Below are 15,451 nucleotides of genomic sequence, written 5' to 3' on the forward strand. Positions count from 1 at the left end.
TTTTTACTTTACTATTATGTGTTAGTAATTATCGTGTATGAAGCGAAGTATTGCCCTTTTGAATGCGGAAGGATGTTCTACATAAGGATGATGCCCGGTATTTAATTGTTGAATATCGTATATCGGAAATTTAAATGCGTGATGATGTGTCGGTCCGACTGCATCATCTTTTTTCCCAGCAATGATTAAGACAGGCTTCTGAACAGCAAGTGATAGTGGGATAAAATCTTGAAAAAATTCTTCTGATGAAAATATATATTGTTGGAAGTTAGGGGCGCTCTCTATTCCTTCTTGATCAATTTCATCCATCTTTTTCTTGTTTGTTAGATCGACATACTGAAAGTTAAAATATGCACCGTTATCGAGAAGTAGAGAAAGCATAGAGTAATAGGATTGCATTAACGTATTCATGTTGACTGTACAGAAATCATCCTTATCTAAGCCTAATAAATTTGCTCCTGTATGGATTTGGAATACACATCTACAGCTTGGTTGTTTAATTGTATTCTTTTAAACACATGCATGCCTATTTTTTGGCAACATGCTGGGAAGCAATATTTGCAGGTTGTATAAGTGCAATAAATCGTTCAAGTTGAAGGTTTTGTTTCCCGTTTTCCAAAAGCGTTTTCGCAGCCTCGGTGGCATATCCGTTGCCCCAATGTTCTCTTGAAATCCAATAACCAATTTCCATTTCTGTTTTCCCTCAATGGTTTGTGGAACTAATCCAGCATGCCCAACTGGCGTACGATCGTCCTTTTTCTCTAGTACCATTAAGCCTAGTCCGTCACCCATCTCATATATCCGATAAATCCAATTCAAAAAGTCCTTTCCAGCCTGTGTATCTTTAACTTGACCGTTTCCGATATACCGAACCATTTTTGGCTCTGTTAATAAAGCCATTAAAAATGAAAAATCCTTATTTTCATATGGCGGAATTGTAGTCTATCTGAGGTGTATGTCATCGCCGAGCTCCTTTCAGTCACTTCTCGAATGAAATGCGATTCTTTTGCTTATTTTACTTTCCTTTTTTCTCTAGTTGTACCATTGTAGCACCTGAAACAATAATGCGCTGTCCTTTTTGTAAATGAACATCAAAGGTCGTTTCGCGATTCTCATGACTACTAAAAAGTTCATGAACACGAGGGCTTTCACCTTGCTTAAATATGATAAAGCTTCCAAACCCACTGCTAGCCACACGATAAATTCCTTCTTTAACGTCTTTTCCAACTTCCCAAATACCAGTTGTTAATTCAGTAGATAGCTTTGTTGCTACAGGGGTAATGAATACTTCTTCAAAGCCGTCCACTCGAACAGTATGAGAGTTGTTTACATCGATGGTAACCCTTTCTACGCCAGAGGGGTATGGAGCGATTACCTCGTGAAACAATAGTTTTCCAGCTTCATCACGAATATATATATTTCCAGTAATTTGACCAGAAATTTGGTATCTGCCTTCAGGAAGTGTTACCTCTTCACCATCTTGAGCGATGGGAGCAAGCTGGACTTCTTTGGCCGCTGCATTGCTCCGATCGATAGAATCATAAATTGTCTCACTAATATTCCCAACCATTGCTTCTTTTTCTTCACCAATAATTTCAAAGTTTTCCTGATAGCGAATAACCGTTTCGGAAGGTTGTTGACATGCGCTCAATGTTATTAACCCAAGTAAGGCAATAAAAATAATTGCTTTCCTCATAGGTGATCACTCCCAATCCACTTACTAGCCGTACAACAACTGCTATTATTATTCCTCATGGTAATATTTTTCATAGAATTCCACCGTTCCTAAAGGTCCGATCGTTAAATCCTTTCCTTTATATAGTAAAAGCCGTTCGATCCATGTGGCTTTCTCTTCAGGAGTTAAGTTTGATAAAGGCAAACAGAAAAGGCGTTTCGCAATATAATGGTGCTCCTCGGGTACTTCTATATCGTTACAAAGCGTTTTATATTGGTCTGGTTTTAACTCGATTTTTATATAGTCAACAGAGGCTTCATGCAAATCTTCCTGATAAACGATGACGCCATCCTTTAGGAAAAGCACACGATCAGCATATAAATCAAGATTTTCTAATAGATGGGAAGCGATGAATATTAATTTATCTTCTTTTTTCATTTGCAACAGATGGTTAGATATCATCGCTACATTCGCAACATCTAAGCCATTCATTACTTCATCCATGAGCATAATGGGAGTATCAGCTGCAGCCATCATGGCAAAGCAGAGGCGCTGGCGCATCCCTAAAGAATATGTTTTCACCTTTCGTTTCACGTAATTTGTCATTTGTAGCCGATCGATAATATCTGGAACGTGCTTTGTTGTTCCTTTCCAAAGATTGGCATATAGATTCAAGTGATCTACTCCTGATAGCTCATCGAATAAATCCCCTTGATCTGGAAAGGTGACAAGCTGTTTATGAATGGTAAGCTCATCCTTCTCGGTCTTATATTCAATCGAATCAAAAAAGGTGACCGTTCCTGCATTCGGCTTTAAAAAGTTTGCCATTACATGGAACAATGTCGTCTTTCCCGTTCCATTTGGAGCAACTACCCCGATAACTTCGCCTTTTTCAGCTGAAAGGTTTAGTTTATTTAATACGTTCTTTTCTTTATATGCAACGGAAACGTCCTTTAATTTCAGCATAAGCATCCTCATTTCCATAATAATTTAGCTAAAAAGTTTTTACTAAAGGCATATCCTTTGGCTGTCGATGGTATGTCCAACGATTCATTCCATAGATTATGCTGACAACAAGTATCAGTAGTCCGCCGAGCCATGTTAACGCGTGCCAATAATCAATCGTGCTGTTTCCAAATTGTATTGCTAATTCTCCGGATAATACTTTTGCAATATCCATATATTTGATTGGGGCTAAAATCTTCGGTGAAATCCCGGTAGCAGTTAATAAATCAGGAAGAAAAAAGATACCGAGACCAACAAGTAAATTAGCAAACGCATTGCGAAATAGCATGTTTAGTAGAACAGATACATAGAGTAAAAGCGTTAAAACGATGGCAAATCCAAGAAATACATAAAGTAAATATTGTAGTGTTGATACGGCTATATAGCTTTCATTTACATAGATGAGTACAGGAAAGGAAAAATTACTCGCTTGAAGCGTTGACGCTGCATAAATCGTTCCAATGAAAAAACCAACGATTAATAAGCTATAAACATGAACAAAATGGACAGCCACCTTCTGATTTACTTTTTTCATAAATGGCAATGGGAATCCTTTCACGACCGATTGGTGACGCTGCTCATAAATTAATAGCTCACTACCTGCAATAAGCGCGACTACTAGAAGCAACAATCCGCTCATAGCTTGCTGTGCTTTAACAAAAAAATCATTTGTCGCAAAAGAATCGTCTTCAATTGGTAATTGATGCTTTTTAATATAATGTAATATTGCGTCCTCTTTTAATATTTCATCCTTCGGTTTAATGAGGTGATTCGGAATCCCCTCATTCCCTAATTCATGCACCTTTAACCGCAATTGATTTAACTCAAGTCCATTTTCAATATACTGCGCCTGATCATCGCCCACGCCTAAATAAAACACTTGATAGTTTATTAAAGAGGATTGTTCGGTTAATAACTGATATACTTCTTCAACCTTTGGAACTTCATCGCGTAAATAATCAACATACTCAAATGTCGCATTCATGATGCCTTGTTCTTCATATTTTTGCTGCTTTAAGGTTAGTTGCTCTCCTTGGTTGTAATAGATGAAAAATATAAAATAAAAGAGAAGTAAGAATAGCGCTATAAAGAGATTTTTTCGATTATGCCACAATAGCTTTGTTTCAAATTGCGTATATTTCCAAAACATATTGCCGTATCCTTTCTGTGGAAAATATCCTTATCTATCATTTGCCACATGCATCAATATCTTTTTTAATGAAAATAGTTAAACTCCATAGTAAAAGCGGCGTTTGTTTACAATTCGAGATACGATAAACAGGGTAACTTCAACGATTACAAGACTAATGCATAGGACAAGCAGCCCTTTTTCATATGTCATTGTTTCTAAGTTAACAAGAAAGTTTTTATCATTTACAATGATTTTTCCTAAGTCAAAATAGGTTTGTGGCAGATTACTAATTTCAATGCCGAATAAGTCTCGTGTTGTTCTTGTGAAATAAATTCGCTCGGAAAATAAGAAAATCGTGCCTACCATTAGCACACCCCAAGTGTTTTTTAAAAGTAAGCTTAATATGGCGTTCAACCGAATAAATAAATAGATAAGAATGGGCAAATATCCCAGTGCTAACAAGAAAAATCGTCCCATCGATATGAAATCATATGCATAATAATTTCCATAAGCAAGCTCCTCAGCACTTGCTTGCATTGAGATTGGCACATGCATGGAAAAGGAGCCAAAGCCATTTTGAATCGTAAGCACGATGATCGATACAAAAAGTAGCCCTGTTAAAACGAGCAGCGTATAAAAAAATGCGACGGTCGTTTTTAAATTGATTCGTCGATACCAAGATATAGGGAGCCCTTGCATAATGGATTGGTTTTTTCGATCCTTCGTGAGCATGTCACTACTAAAATAGATCGCACAAAATAGTACAATGAGCACGGCCGAACTAACTAGAAATTGTTTTACTGTTTGTAAAGCTGTTTTTTGTTCAATCACTTTATATGTAATTGGGTGATTTTCAGTTAAATAGCCTTCATAGCGTATGATAGTTTGATTAAAGCGATGATTTATATCCTTTCCTGGAAAAGGAGAATCTCTAATAATCGCTTCATCCATCGATTGACTCATATAATTATTCGCCATATCAATCATCCGAAGTCGTAAAAATCTGGTGTAATTTCCATCATCAAAAGCATAGACCATTCGATTCCGAACATTATATGCGTATTCATTTTCAGCAAACACAGCTCTCCCAGACATGTAGGAAAAACCAGTTGCACCACGAGCTTTCTTTCCTTCTTGAACCGCAGCCAAGTCTTTGAGCTCTAGCTTCACCTCGTTGGAATCAAAAGAATCAGGGGTCTGTTTAACAGGAAGGATAATAAAAAAGTAGCTTAGCATTAATGCGACTAATGTAATGATAAACAGGATGTTTTTCCTACTTCTACTAATCATTTTAAATTCATGAATAAATAAAGCTTTGTTCATTGTTTCTTCCCCTTTAGATCATACTTTCGTTGCTCGCCCTATCGAGAACAGGATATGTATATAAGTTTATTTTTTAAATATTTTTAACTATTTAAAAAATAGTCTAGCAGAAGGGGATAGAAAAGTAAACGGCTGTCCTATTAGATCATTCGCACTAGATTTGGCGGGGACGAGCGGGAGTTGCTCCGGAATTGCTTTAATTCGAGCAAGAATGCGTCGAACTCGAGCGAGAACTGCTCAAATCGAGCGAGAACTGCTCAAATCGAGCGGGAAATGCACTAAATCGAGCGAGAACTGCACCAATTCGAGCGAGAAGCTGCCCAAACGATCAGGATTCGCTTCAAATCGATCAGGAAAGTGCCCCAAACGATCAAGGAACGCTCGAATTCGATCGAGAAAGCCTCGAAACGATCAAGAAAGTGCTCCAAACGATCAAGAAAGTGCCTCAAACGATCAAGAAAGTGCCCGAATTCGATCAGGAAAGTGCCTCAAACGATCAAGAACCACCCAAATTAGAGCGAGAACTCCCCAAACGAGCGAGAACCATCCAAACTCGAGCGACGATCCCCGCAAACTCGAGCGAGAACTGCACCAATTCGAGCGAGAAGCTGCCCAAACGATCAGGATTCGCTTCAAATCGATCAGGAAAGTGCCTCAAACGATCAAGAACCACCCAAATTAGAGCGAGAACTCCCCAAACGAGCGAGAACCATCCAAACTCGAGCGACGATCCCCCCAAACTCGAGCGAGAACACCCCCCACTCCCAAAAAAAATCGCGTGAGCCCAATCGAGCTCACGCGTACGCTTTCCTCTATAATGTTTGGATAAATCGTTTAAAGGCTTTGATTCCTTCATTAGTTTGTTTGAATACGCCTGCATCTTCTAGCACACGTGCAAATTTCAAGCCAAGCTCTTTTTCTACAATTTCTCCTGCTTCTTCTATTGTAGATGGGGTATATTTTGCTTTCATTTGTTCTGCCCATGCTTGATGGTATGCTGCTACGGTTACCGGTTGATTAAGCAAATATTGCTTAATGGTTGCGAGCTCGTCCTTTAGTCTTGCTGGTAGGACGGCTAAGCCCATTACTTCAATTAGTCCGATGTTCTCTTTTTTAATATGATGTACGTCCTCATGCGGATGAAATATTCCTAATGGGTGCGCTTCAGTCGTACGGTTATTGCGCAATACAAGATCAAGCTCATATTGCTGCCCACGACGTCGGGCGATTGGTGTTACCGTGTTATGTGGTGTTTCTTCTGTGAATGCGATGATATCCGCATTGGCATCATCATAGCTTTTCCACGTTTCTAAAATGTGACCTGCTGCATGGATGATCTGGTCTTTGCTTTTACTTTGTAGTCGAATAACGGATAATGGCCATTTTAAAACTGCTGCCTCTACGCCCGGAAATCCTTGCAGTGAAAATGAAAAAGCATTTTCTGCATTTGTCATCGCAAATTCATAGCGACCTGCCTGATAATGGTCGTGCGAAAGAATAGAGCCGCCGACGATAGGTAAGTCTGCATTTGAACCGATAAAATAATGTGGGAATTTTGCTGTGAATTCCACTAATCGGGCAAAGGCATTTCGATCGATTTTCATGTTACGGTGCTCTTCCGAAAGAAGAATGCTATGTTCATTATAGTAAACATATGGTGAGTATTGTAAATACCAATTTTCATCAAAAAGAGGTACGTTAATTACGCGGTGGTTTGCGCGCGCCGGATGATTAATCCGTCCAGCATATCCTTCATTTTCTACACATAATACGCACTTCGGATATTGGACTGCATGCTGCTTACTTTCGCGCTCACGCTTAATTTGTTCTGGGTCTTTCTCAGGCTTGGAAAGATTAATCGTAATATCTAATTTTCCGTAAGCTGTATCTGCTTTATAATGGATGTTTTTGGCGATTTGCTTCATTTGAATATAATTGCTGTTTTTGCTTAATGCATAAAAATAATCGGTTGCGGCCTCAGCGGATTGCGCATACTTTTCATAAAACGTATGTTGAACAACTGAGGGACGAGCTACAAAGCAATTCATGATGCTCGCAGATAAAATGTCCTTCTGATCAAACGTATCTTCAATGACTTCATTTTCGACCGCGTATTGGACGATTTTTTCTAATAGATTCGGAATAGAATCTGTCGTTTCAGCAATTGAATCAGGAAAACTATCCAATTGAAGTAACTGCATTACTTGGTTTCGGGTGTAACGTGCATCTATCACCTCGATGAGTTCGGTTTGGATTGCCTGTTGCACGAGGCCTGCTATATCGTTGTAAATCATCATCGGTTAATCCTTTCTATATCCATGTGGATGTGATTTATGCCAATTCCAAGCATCCTGGATAATCGTTGTAATGGATGTGCGAGTAGGCTGCCATCCGAGTATTTTTTTTGCTTTTGCGGAGCTAGCGATTAATTTACTTGGATCCCCTGCGCGACGCTGGCCAATTAATGCCGGGATTTCTTCACCTGTTACTTTTCTTGCTGCATCAACGATTTCTTTCACGGAAAAGCCTTGATTACTACCTAGATTAAAAATATCGCTCTCGCCATTTTGCTGTAAATAATCAAGCGCAAGCAAATGGGCAGCAATTAAATCCTCGACATGAATGTAATCGCGAATGCACGTCCCATCTGGTGTAGCATAATCGTCTCCAAAGATGGTTACATTGTCACGCTGCTTTAATGCGGTTTGTAGGACAATCGGAATAAGATGGGTTTCTGGATGATGGTCTTCACCGATTTCGCCAGTTGCTCTTGCACCTGCAACATTAAAATAGCGCAAGGATACAAACTTAATTCCGTGAGCCTTTGCTGTCCATTTCATCATTTTTTCCATTGTTAGCTTTGTTTCACCATATGTGTTCGTAGGGTTTGTCGTCATCGTTTCTGTAATTGGCACGTGATCTGGCTCACCATAGGTTGCTGCAGTAGACGAAAAGACGATATGCTTTACATGAAACTCTGTCATCACCTGAAGTAATACTTGTGTTCCGTAAACATTATTATCAAAATATTTTAATGGATTTTCCATAGATTCTCCAACGAGCGAATTCGCTGCAAAGTGGAGAACGGCATCAATTTGTTCTTTTTGAAATACAGTGCGGAGAAAATCAATTTGGCGAATGTCACCATGATAAAAGGTTGCATTGGGGTGCAGTGCTTCTCGATGACCTGTTTCCAGATTATCGACAACAACTACGTCTTTCTTTTGATCGATTAACTGATAAACTGCGTGGGAGCCGATATATCCTGCTCCACCTAAAACTAAAATACTCATTTTACCACTCCTTCAGGGAAATCATGTTTGGTTAATGTCATAAAGACTGCTTTCATTCACATCATGCACCAATGTTCTTCCTTACAAAAGTTCATGTATCCATGAGTATGCGAACAAACCGGAGCTGAAATGCAACTGCAGTCCTTCATAATAGTCGTTTTCCTGTTCAATAAAAATACAAAAAACACCGTGATGAACAGGGTGAAGTGTGGAAAATAAATATATGCTTGCAACAAAGAAGGGAAAGCAAGCGATTGTTTTATCAATCAAAAAAATAGGGGACTACTGTTAGTCTAATCTATCTTGTTTAATTAGTATAGTAGAATGGCGGATTTTTTTCGAAAAAGTTACGAAACGTAAACGAAAAACAATTTCACTAAAAAAGCATCCAACAAAATTTGCATTGGATGCTCTTTACCGTACAAGTTATACGCTTCCTTTACTCTTTGCCGCTTTTCGATAGCTTGAAGGTGTTTCGTTTGTGCTTCGTTTAAACGCTTGTGCAAAAAATGATTGTGAAGAAAACCCGATAATTTCAGCAATATAAGAGATAGGATAATCGGTTGTTTCTAATAAAATTTGTGCCTCACGCACACGGATTTTATTTAAATAGTCAATGGGAGAGACGCCCATATCCTTTTTAAAGCTATGTGCCAAATAATACTTATTAATATGGGCAACCTTGGCAAGCTTATCAAGTGTAATATTATCACGGTAATTCTGATTAATGTAATGCATAGCAAATGCGACCGCTTTGTTTACATTCTTTGTTTCAATTTGCTCCACCTTGAAATTCTTTTCTCTTCGTAGCTTTACAATTAAAATCTCAATTATATTTTGACAAACAATCTCGTATTCTGCATCCCCGTGCTGGACCTCTACTAAAAGCTTTTGAAGATAAAAGAGCATGTCCTTCCGATCTCCTTGATAGGTGTAAAGTCCAACACTGGAATCCATTTCTTTTGGTAGCGAAAAGGCTAGTCCTTCAATCCCTAATGCAATATATTCCAAGGAATCCTGTGGGTTTGATTTTTCTGTATGCTCGACATTTGGATTAATAATGACAAGATCATTTTCTTTAATCGGAATTTCCTTTTGTGGAAGTACGAATGCTCCTTTTCCTTTTACAATATAAAAAAGCTCTGTAAAATGATGCGTGTGCTGCGTGCTATGCCAGCCTTTGTCATATTCAGAATGGGTAATGTATAACAGCTTAAAGGGCATTTTTTCCACCGAAAAATCCTTCATTTTATAAACTTCATAGGACATTCATCTCATCCTTTCGATGGAGCATATTGTTACTATATTATTTTATCGAGTTATAATATAAAAAGCAATATAACTAAAAATATCAACAAGATGTTTATTGTGAAAGCGTTTTATTATTTGTACGATAAAGATGTGGAAAATAAAAAAAGTAGGGGGCACGCATATGAAGCTCAAGAAAATAGTTTGGATGTTTGCACTTGTTTTGTTAGTTGTCGGCCTGGCAGCTTGTTCTGGGGATAAAGAAGAAGGCGATAACAATGATGCAGCAGGTGACAAGGATAAGGGAAAGCAAACGACACTAAAAGTAGCCGCATTAGAATCTGCATATGGCGCAGATATGTGGAACAAAATCGCTGAATCCTACGAGGCAGCAAATGAAAATGTGAAAATCGAATTAACATTAAAGAAGAATTTAGAAGAGGTCATTCGTCCGAACATGCAGGCTGGAGAATATCCAGATGCTGTTTTACTAGCAACTGGACGTCCAGAAGCATTAACAGAAACGTTAATTAAGGAAAATGGCTTAGAAGATATTTCAGATGTATTTGAAGGAAAAGTATATGGTGAGGATATTAACGTAAAAGATAAAATGTTATCTGGTTTCACTAATACGTTAGCAACAAATCCATATGCAGATGGTAAAACATATTTAGCACCAATGTTCTATAGCCCAACAGGATTATTCTACAATGCTGGTCTATTAGAAGAAAAAGGTTGGGAAGTTCCAAAAACATGGGATGAAATGTGGGAGCTAGGAGAAAAAGCACAAGCAGAAGGTATTTCCTTATTCACATACCCAACAACTGGTTATTTTGATACATTTATCGGATCCATGCTTTATGCTGCAGGAGGTACAGACTTCTTTAATTCTGCAATGACTTATGAAGATGGAATTTGGGAGTCAAAAGAAGCAACGAAAGTATTCGAAACAGTTGAGAAGTTAAAGGATTATACAGAAAAGAACACGGTAGCAAATGCGAATCCGAACGATTTTACAAAGAACCAACGATTAATCTTGGATAATAAAGCATTATTCATGCCGAATGGAACATGGGTTGCAGGAGAAATGGCGGAAGCACCAAGAGCAGAGAACTTTGAATGGGCTATGATGCCAATGCCTGCTTTTGAAGAAGGTGGAGACCGCTATGCATTTACTTTCTTTGAGCAAATGTGGATTCCAGCAGCTGCAAAAAATAAAGATGCTGCGAAAGAATTTATTTCGTACATGTATTCCGATGAAGCAGCAAAAATTTTCCTAGAAGCAGGTGCGATTCAGCCTGTGAATGGAATTATTGATCAATTAGAAGGACAAAACAAAACATTCTACAGTGTCTATGAGAGTGAAGGTGCACTTCCAGCTATGGGTACATTTGCTTCAACAAAGCCTGTACCTGGTGTAAATATGGGAGATACATTATATGGTTCAATCGACAGTGTCATGAGTGGAAAAATTTCGTATAAAGAATGGCAGGCAAATGTCGAAGCAGCAAGTGATAAGCTAAGAGATGCAATGAATTAAATGATTTGTATGCCTGTATAAGAACGACAGTAACTTAAAAATAAAACGGTGGGTATACAGGCTCGCCGTTTTATTTGCTTAAGAGAGGTGAACGAGATGAGTAAATCGAAGTCGAGAAATATATTTATTCTGGTTAGTGTTGCACCAGCAATAATATTATTTCTCTTATTTATGGTTATTCCAACGATAGAAGTGTTTCGGATGTCGTTGTATCAATGGGGAGGCTTTTCTAACACACAGCAATTTGTGGGCTTAGATAATTTTAGAACGTTATGGAATGACATGAATTTCATTCGTTCCTTTCAAAACTCCATCCTGTTAATTGTTGTAGTAGCGTTGATCACTGTTGTTTTTGCGGTGTTCTTTGCAGCAATTCTTACGAAAGAAAATGTACGAGGAGCTAACTTCTTCCGTGTCATTTTTTACATTCCGAACATCCTTTCTGTCGTTGTTATTGCGGGTATTTTCTCCGCAATCTATGATCCATCAAATGGATTGTTAAACAGCGTTTTCGGTATGTTAAGCCTAGAAAATCTTCAGCAAATGTGGCTCGGAAATCAAGAAATTGTTATCTATAGTATTGCGGGTGCGTTAATTTGGCAGGCGATCGGATATTACATGGTCATGTACATGTCTAGTATGGCAAGTATACCTGCAAGCTATTACGAAGCTGCATCATTAGAGGGCGCTAGTAAATTAAAGCAGTTTACGAGCATCACCCTTCCACTAATTTGGAACAATATCCGAACAACATTAACATTTTTTATCATTAGTACGATTAATTTAAGCTTCTTGCTTGTAAAAGCGATGACGAATGGTGGACCAGATGGATCGACAGAAGTTTTCCTTTCCTACATGTATGCACAAGCCTACGGGAACTCAACATACGGCTATGGAATGGCAATCGGAGTCGTTGTCTTTACCTTCTCATTTGTTCTTGCAGCGATTGTTACACGAATTACGAAGCGTGACGTACTGGAATATTAAGGAGGTTTGGCAGATTGATGAAGAAATCAAAAGGTATTAGCACAGAAAAGTTATTTCGATTATTTGTATATGTTGCATTAATTTCATTAGCAATCTCCATCCTTATTCCAGTTGGATGGGTGTTTCTCGCTTCTATTAAGGAAAATGCAGAGTTCTATGGCAGTCCTTGGGCAATGCCAAATGGCTTTCATTTTCAAAACTTTATAGAAGCATTTAATGAGGCAAAAATGGGAGAGTATCTACTTAACTCTGTCATTGTTACGGTATTAGCATTAGTAATTTTGCTTGCTGTTGCATTACCAGCAGCATATGTATTATCACGCTTTACATTTAGAGGAAGTAAATTTTTGAATAGCTTTGTAAAAGCAGGGTTATTTATCAATATGAGTTATATTGCTGTTCCTATCTTTCTTATGCTACTTGATTGGGATACCGCATTACGTGTCATTATGGGTGATGGTGTCTTTTTAAACAATCGTTTCATGCTTGCGCTTGTTTATGCATCAACGGCATTACCGTTCACTATTTTTCTGCTTTCCAGTTATTTTGAAACATTACCTGCTGACTTTGAAGAAGCTGCAAGTATTGATGGAGCAGGATATTTTCGCACGATGTTTTCGGTAATGCTTCCAATGGCAATGCCGAGTATTGTTATTGTCGTGTTATTTAATTTTCTCCTATTTTGGAACGAATATATTCTTGCGCTGACATTAATGCCAGGAGAAAACCAAACACTGCCAGTCGGCTTATTGAACTTAATGGCAGCGGAAAGAGCCGCCGTAAATTACGGACCAATGTATGCAGGCATGGTTATTGTCATGCTACCAACATTAATTTTATACATTATTGTACAAAAACGATTAACTCAAGGGATGACGGTTGGAGGATTGAAAGGATAGGTGTATCAGATGAAAAAACAAACAGGAAGAGTAACCTTACCGAGTGAGCAGAATTTTTTACAAGAAACAAAGGAATTAATGGCGCGCTGGGGTGCAGATGCGCTTCGAGATAGTGACGGAACAAAGCTTGATGATGAAATTAAGCAATTGGATGCCAAAATCTATACGACGTATTTTGTGGCGAGAAGTCATAATGAATTTGCTGAAAAGCATCCAGAAGAAGTACAGCAGCTATATTTAATGTCCCAGTATAATACGGCAACATCTACAACACTGGATATTACGTTTTTAACTGGCTATTTCGAAGAGCAAATTGAAGCGGATTATGTACATGACCCGAAGAAATGGTGGGAGGTTATTGACCGGACTACTGGTGCAGTTGTAGACCAGGAGAAATGGACTGTCGATCAAGAGAATAATGTATTGACAGTTCATGATGCAACACCATGGCATGAATATACCGTATCCTTTCTTGCCTATATGAAATGGGATCCTACCCAAATGTATAACCATATTACGAATGATTGGGGCGACAAGCCACATGAAATTCCGTTTGATGTTCGTCAGCCACATTCAAACCAATTTATGAAGCAATATTTACAGCAATGGTTGCAGGAAAACCCTGACACAGATGTTGTTCGTTTCACCACATTTTTCTATCACTTTACCCTTGTATTCAACAATTTAGGAAAAGAAAAATTTGTTGATTGGTTTGGTTATGGTGCAAGTGTATCGGTTGCAGCATTAGAAGCGTTTGAGAAAGAAAAAGGATATCGTTTAAGACCAGAGGATATTGTCGATCAAGGCTACTATAATTCTACGTTCCGTGTTCCTTCTAAAGCCTATTTAGATTATATGGACTTTATTCAGCAGTTTGTAGCGAAGGAAGTAAAGGAATTAGTCGATACTGTACGCGAATCTGGAAAAGAGTCGATGATGTTCCTTGGTGATAACTGGATTGGAACAGAGCCGTACGGAAAATATTTTAAAGAAACAGGCTTGGATGCTGTTGTTGGAAGTGTTGGTGATGGAACAACGCTACGAATCATTTCAGACATTCCGCATGTGAAATATACAGAGGGAAGATTTTTACCATACTTTTTCCCAGATACGTTTTATGAAGGCAATGATCCAGTAATTGAAGCAAATCAAAATTGGCTTACTGCTCGTCGTGCCTTAATGCGAAAGCCGCTAGATCGAATTGGCTATGGAGGCTATTTAAGTCTTGCTTATAAATTCCCAGCGTTCGTTGACTATGTTGAAAAAGTTACCGATGAATTTCGCGAAATTTATAGCAATATTAAAGATGTCAAGCCGTATACCGGATTACGTGTAGCGATATTAAATTCATGGGGTAAGCTAAGATCTTGGCAAACACATATCGTCGCACACGGCAAATGGTATAAGCAAATTTATTCGTACCAAGGTGTATTAGAAGCATTAAGTGGATCGGCAGTTGAAGTAGAATTCATTAGCTTTGATGATGTAATTCAGAATGGGGTCCCAGAAGGTATTGACGTCATTATTAATGCGGGTGATATGGGAACAGCATTTTCCGGTGGAGAGCGCTGGCAGGAGGAAGCATTAGTTGCAAAAATTACCGAATGGGTCTTTCATGGCGGAGGATTTATTGGAATTGGAGAACCGACTGCATATCATCATGAGGGACGTTTCTTCCAGCTTGCGAACGTGCTTGGTGTAGATAAGGAATTAGGCTTTAGCTTATCTACGAATAAATATTATACAGCGACTACACAAAACCACTTTATTGCAGAAGATATCGATACGTATGATTTTGGGGAAAGCATGAAAAACGTTTATGCTACCCGAGAAGATACAGAGATTATTGAGAATTCGGATGGAGATGTGCATTTAGCTAGTGCACCATTTGGTAAGGGTAGATCGGTTTACATTGCCGGGTTACCGTATAGTCATTCCAATACGCGATTATTAATGCGGGCTATGTATTACGCGGCAAATAAAGAAAAAGAATATAAGATTTGGCATGCATCAAATATTCATTGTGAAATACATGCATATCCAGAAGCTGGGAAATATGCGATTGTGAATAATTCGAATGAGCCGCAAGAAACAGAAGTATATGATGGAAACGGCGTAAAGCGGAATGTGTCACTAGCACCAAGTGCAATTATATGGGAGGAATGGCAGGATGAAAGATAATCTTTCTCGTATTCTAAAAGTCGTATTCTTTCTCTTTTGTATGTTTTTGATCATTTATGGACAGCGAACCGTTGGGCGAACGTTTTTGTTTATGCAATTAGTCGGACTTGGAGGCTTGCTCGTTTTGCTTTGGAATTACAATCGAAAGTTTACGTGACCAATCGGTAT

General features: G+C 38.5%; 14 protein-coding genes. 5 read left to right on the plus strand and 9 right to left on the minus strand.

The features are described from left to right. Positions 1–21: 21 nt before the first annotated feature. The 9 genes from QBK89_RS00650 to QBK89_RS00690 all read right to left on the minus strand — a co-directional run bounded on the left by QBK89_RS00650 (position 22) and on the right by QBK89_RS00690 (position 9,697). Entirely contained in the window at positions 22–411 is a 390-nt protein-coding gene (locus tag QBK89_RS00650) for an alpha/beta fold hydrolase (protein ID WP_284139074.1), read from the minus strand. 99 nt (positions 412–510) lie between these two features. Next, positions 511–900 carry a hypothetical protein gene (locus tag QBK89_RS15105; protein WP_481937817.1) on the minus strand — a complete coding sequence of 130 codons (390 nt, stop codon included), beginning with the start codon at positions 898–900 and terminating at the stop codon, positions 511–513. A gap of 115 nt (positions 901–1,015) precedes the next feature. Then, positions 1,016–1,696, minus strand: coding sequence for a hypothetical protein (locus QBK89_RS00660; RefSeq protein ID WP_284139076.1), 681 nt, complete (start codon positions 1,694–1,696; stop codon positions 1,016–1,018). Positions 1,697–1,744: 48 nt separating this feature from the next. After that, positions 1,745–2,641: an ATP-binding cassette domain-containing protein gene (locus tag QBK89_RS00665; protein ID WP_284139077.1), complete on the minus strand. Its 897-nt coding sequence runs from the start codon at positions 2,639–2,641 to the stop codon at positions 1,745–1,747. A gap of 28 nt (positions 2,642–2,669) precedes the next feature. Next, entirely contained in the window at positions 2,670–3,830 is a 1,161-nt protein-coding gene (locus QBK89_RS00670) for a hypothetical protein (RefSeq protein WP_284139078.1), read from the minus strand. Between the two features lie 78 nt (positions 3,831–3,908). Further along, positions 3,909–5,135, minus strand: coding sequence for a hypothetical protein (locus tag QBK89_RS00675; protein ID WP_284139079.1), 1,227 nt, complete (start codon positions 5,133–5,135; stop codon positions 3,909–3,911). 812 nt (positions 5,136–5,947) lie between these two features. Beyond that, complete coding sequence (gene galT / locus QBK89_RS00680; RefSeq protein WP_284139280.1) at positions 5,948–7,429, minus strand: UDP-glucose--hexose-1-phosphate uridylyltransferase; 1,482 nt, start codon at positions 7,427–7,429, stop codon at positions 5,948–5,950. Between the two features lie 6 nt (positions 7,430–7,435). After that, on the minus strand, positions 7,436–8,428 hold the full coding sequence (gene galE, locus QBK89_RS00685; protein ID WP_284139080.1) for a UDP-glucose 4-epimerase GalE: 993 nt from the start codon (positions 8,426–8,428) through the stop codon (positions 7,436–7,438). Between the two features lie 426 nt (positions 8,429–8,854). Then, positions 8,855–9,697 (minus strand): AraC family transcriptional regulator, encoded by an 843-nt coding sequence (locus QBK89_RS00690; protein ID WP_284139081.1) that lies wholly within the window; start codon positions 9,695–9,697, stop codon positions 8,855–8,857. A 163-nt stretch (positions 9,698–9,860) separates the two neighbouring features. Between QBK89_RS00690 and QBK89_RS00695 the strand changes: the two genes are divergently transcribed. From QBK89_RS00695 to QBK89_RS00715, 5 genes are all read left to right on the plus strand, one after another. Continuing rightward, positions 9,861–11,216, plus strand: coding sequence for a carbohydrate ABC transporter substrate-binding protein (locus QBK89_RS00695; RefSeq protein ID WP_284139082.1), 1,356 nt, complete (start codon positions 9,861–9,863; stop codon positions 11,214–11,216). A 96-nt stretch (positions 11,217–11,312) separates the two neighbouring features. After that, positions 11,313–12,203: a carbohydrate ABC transporter permease gene (locus tag QBK89_RS00700; protein WP_284139083.1), complete on the plus strand. Its 891-nt coding sequence runs from the start codon at positions 11,313–11,315 to the stop codon at positions 12,201–12,203. A gap of 17 nt (positions 12,204–12,220) precedes the next feature. Further along, a complete protein-coding gene (locus tag QBK89_RS00705) occupies positions 12,221–13,102 on the plus strand; it encodes a carbohydrate ABC transporter permease (protein ID WP_284139281.1) in 882 nt (293 codons plus the stop codon). A gap of 9 nt (positions 13,103–13,111) precedes the next feature. Then, a complete protein-coding gene (gene gnpA / locus QBK89_RS00710; RefSeq protein WP_284139084.1) occupies positions 13,112–15,283 on the plus strand; it encodes a 1,3-beta-galactosyl-N-acetylhexosamine phosphorylase in 2,172 nt (723 codons plus the stop codon). Beyond that, on the plus strand, positions 15,273–15,440 hold the full coding sequence (locus tag QBK89_RS00715; RefSeq protein WP_284139085.1) for a DUF6903 family protein: 168 nt from the start codon (positions 15,273–15,275) through the stop codon (positions 15,438–15,440). Before gnpA ends, QBK89_RS00715 begins: the two co-directional genes overlap by 11 nt. Positions 15,441–15,451: the final 11 nt, after the last annotated feature.

The sequence above is a fragment of the Virgibacillus sp. LDC-1 genome, assembly GCF_030137545.1.
Classification (GTDB): Bacteria; Bacillota; Bacilli; order Bacillales; family Amphibacillaceae; genus LDC-1.

Excerpts from the sequence above, each read along its gene's own strand:
- QBK89_RS00695 (WP_284139082.1), top strand. The coding sequence starts at position 9,861 with ATGAAGCTCAAGAAAATAGTTTGGATGTTTGCACTTGTTTTGTTAGTT.
- QBK89_RS00705 (WP_284139281.1), top strand. The coding sequence starts at position 12,221 with ATGAAGAAATCAAAAGGTATTAGCACAGAAAAGTTATTTCGATTATTT.
- QBK89_RS00715 (WP_284139085.1), top strand. The coding sequence starts at position 15,273 with ATGAAAGATAATCTTTCTCGTATTCTAAAAGTCGTATTCTTTCTCTTT.
- QBK89_RS00700 (WP_284139083.1), top strand. The coding sequence starts at position 11,313 with ATGAGTAAATCGAAGTCGAGAAATATATTTATTCTGGTTAGTGTTGCA.
- galE (WP_284139080.1), bottom strand. The coding sequence starts at position 8,428 with ATGAGTATTTTAGTTTTAGGTGGAGCAGGATATATCGGCTCCCACGCA.
- QBK89_RS00675 (WP_284139079.1), bottom strand. The coding sequence starts at position 5,135 with ATGAACAAAGCTTTATTTATTCATGAATTTAAAATGATTAGTAGAAGT.
- galT (WP_284139280.1), bottom strand. The coding sequence starts at position 7,429 with ATGATTTACAACGATATAGCAGGCCTCGTGCAACAGGCAATCCAAACC.
- QBK89_RS00650 (WP_284139074.1), bottom strand. The coding sequence starts at position 411 with ATGAATACGTTAATGCAATCCTATTACTCTATGCTTTCTCTACTTCTC.
- QBK89_RS00670 (WP_284139078.1), bottom strand. The coding sequence starts at position 3,830 with ATGTTTTGGAAATATACGCAATTTGAAACAAAGCTATTGTGGCATAAT.
- gnpA (WP_284139084.1), top strand. The coding sequence starts at position 13,112 with ATGAAAAAACAAACAGGAAGAGTAACCTTACCGAGTGAGCAGAATTTT.
- QBK89_RS00665 (WP_284139077.1), bottom strand. The coding sequence starts at position 2,641 with ATGCTGAAATTAAAGGACGTTTCCGTTGCATATAAAGAAAAGAACGTA.
- QBK89_RS00690 (WP_284139081.1), bottom strand. The coding sequence starts at position 9,697 with ATGTCCTATGAAGTTTATAAAATGAAGGATTTTTCGGTGGAAAAAATG.
- QBK89_RS15105 (WP_481937817.1), bottom strand. The coding sequence starts at position 900 with ATGGCTTTATTAACAGAGCCAAAAATGGTTCGGTATATCGGAAACGGT.
- QBK89_RS00660 (WP_284139076.1), bottom strand. The coding sequence starts at position 1,696 with ATGAGGAAAGCAATTATTTTTATTGCCTTACTTGGGTTAATAACATTG.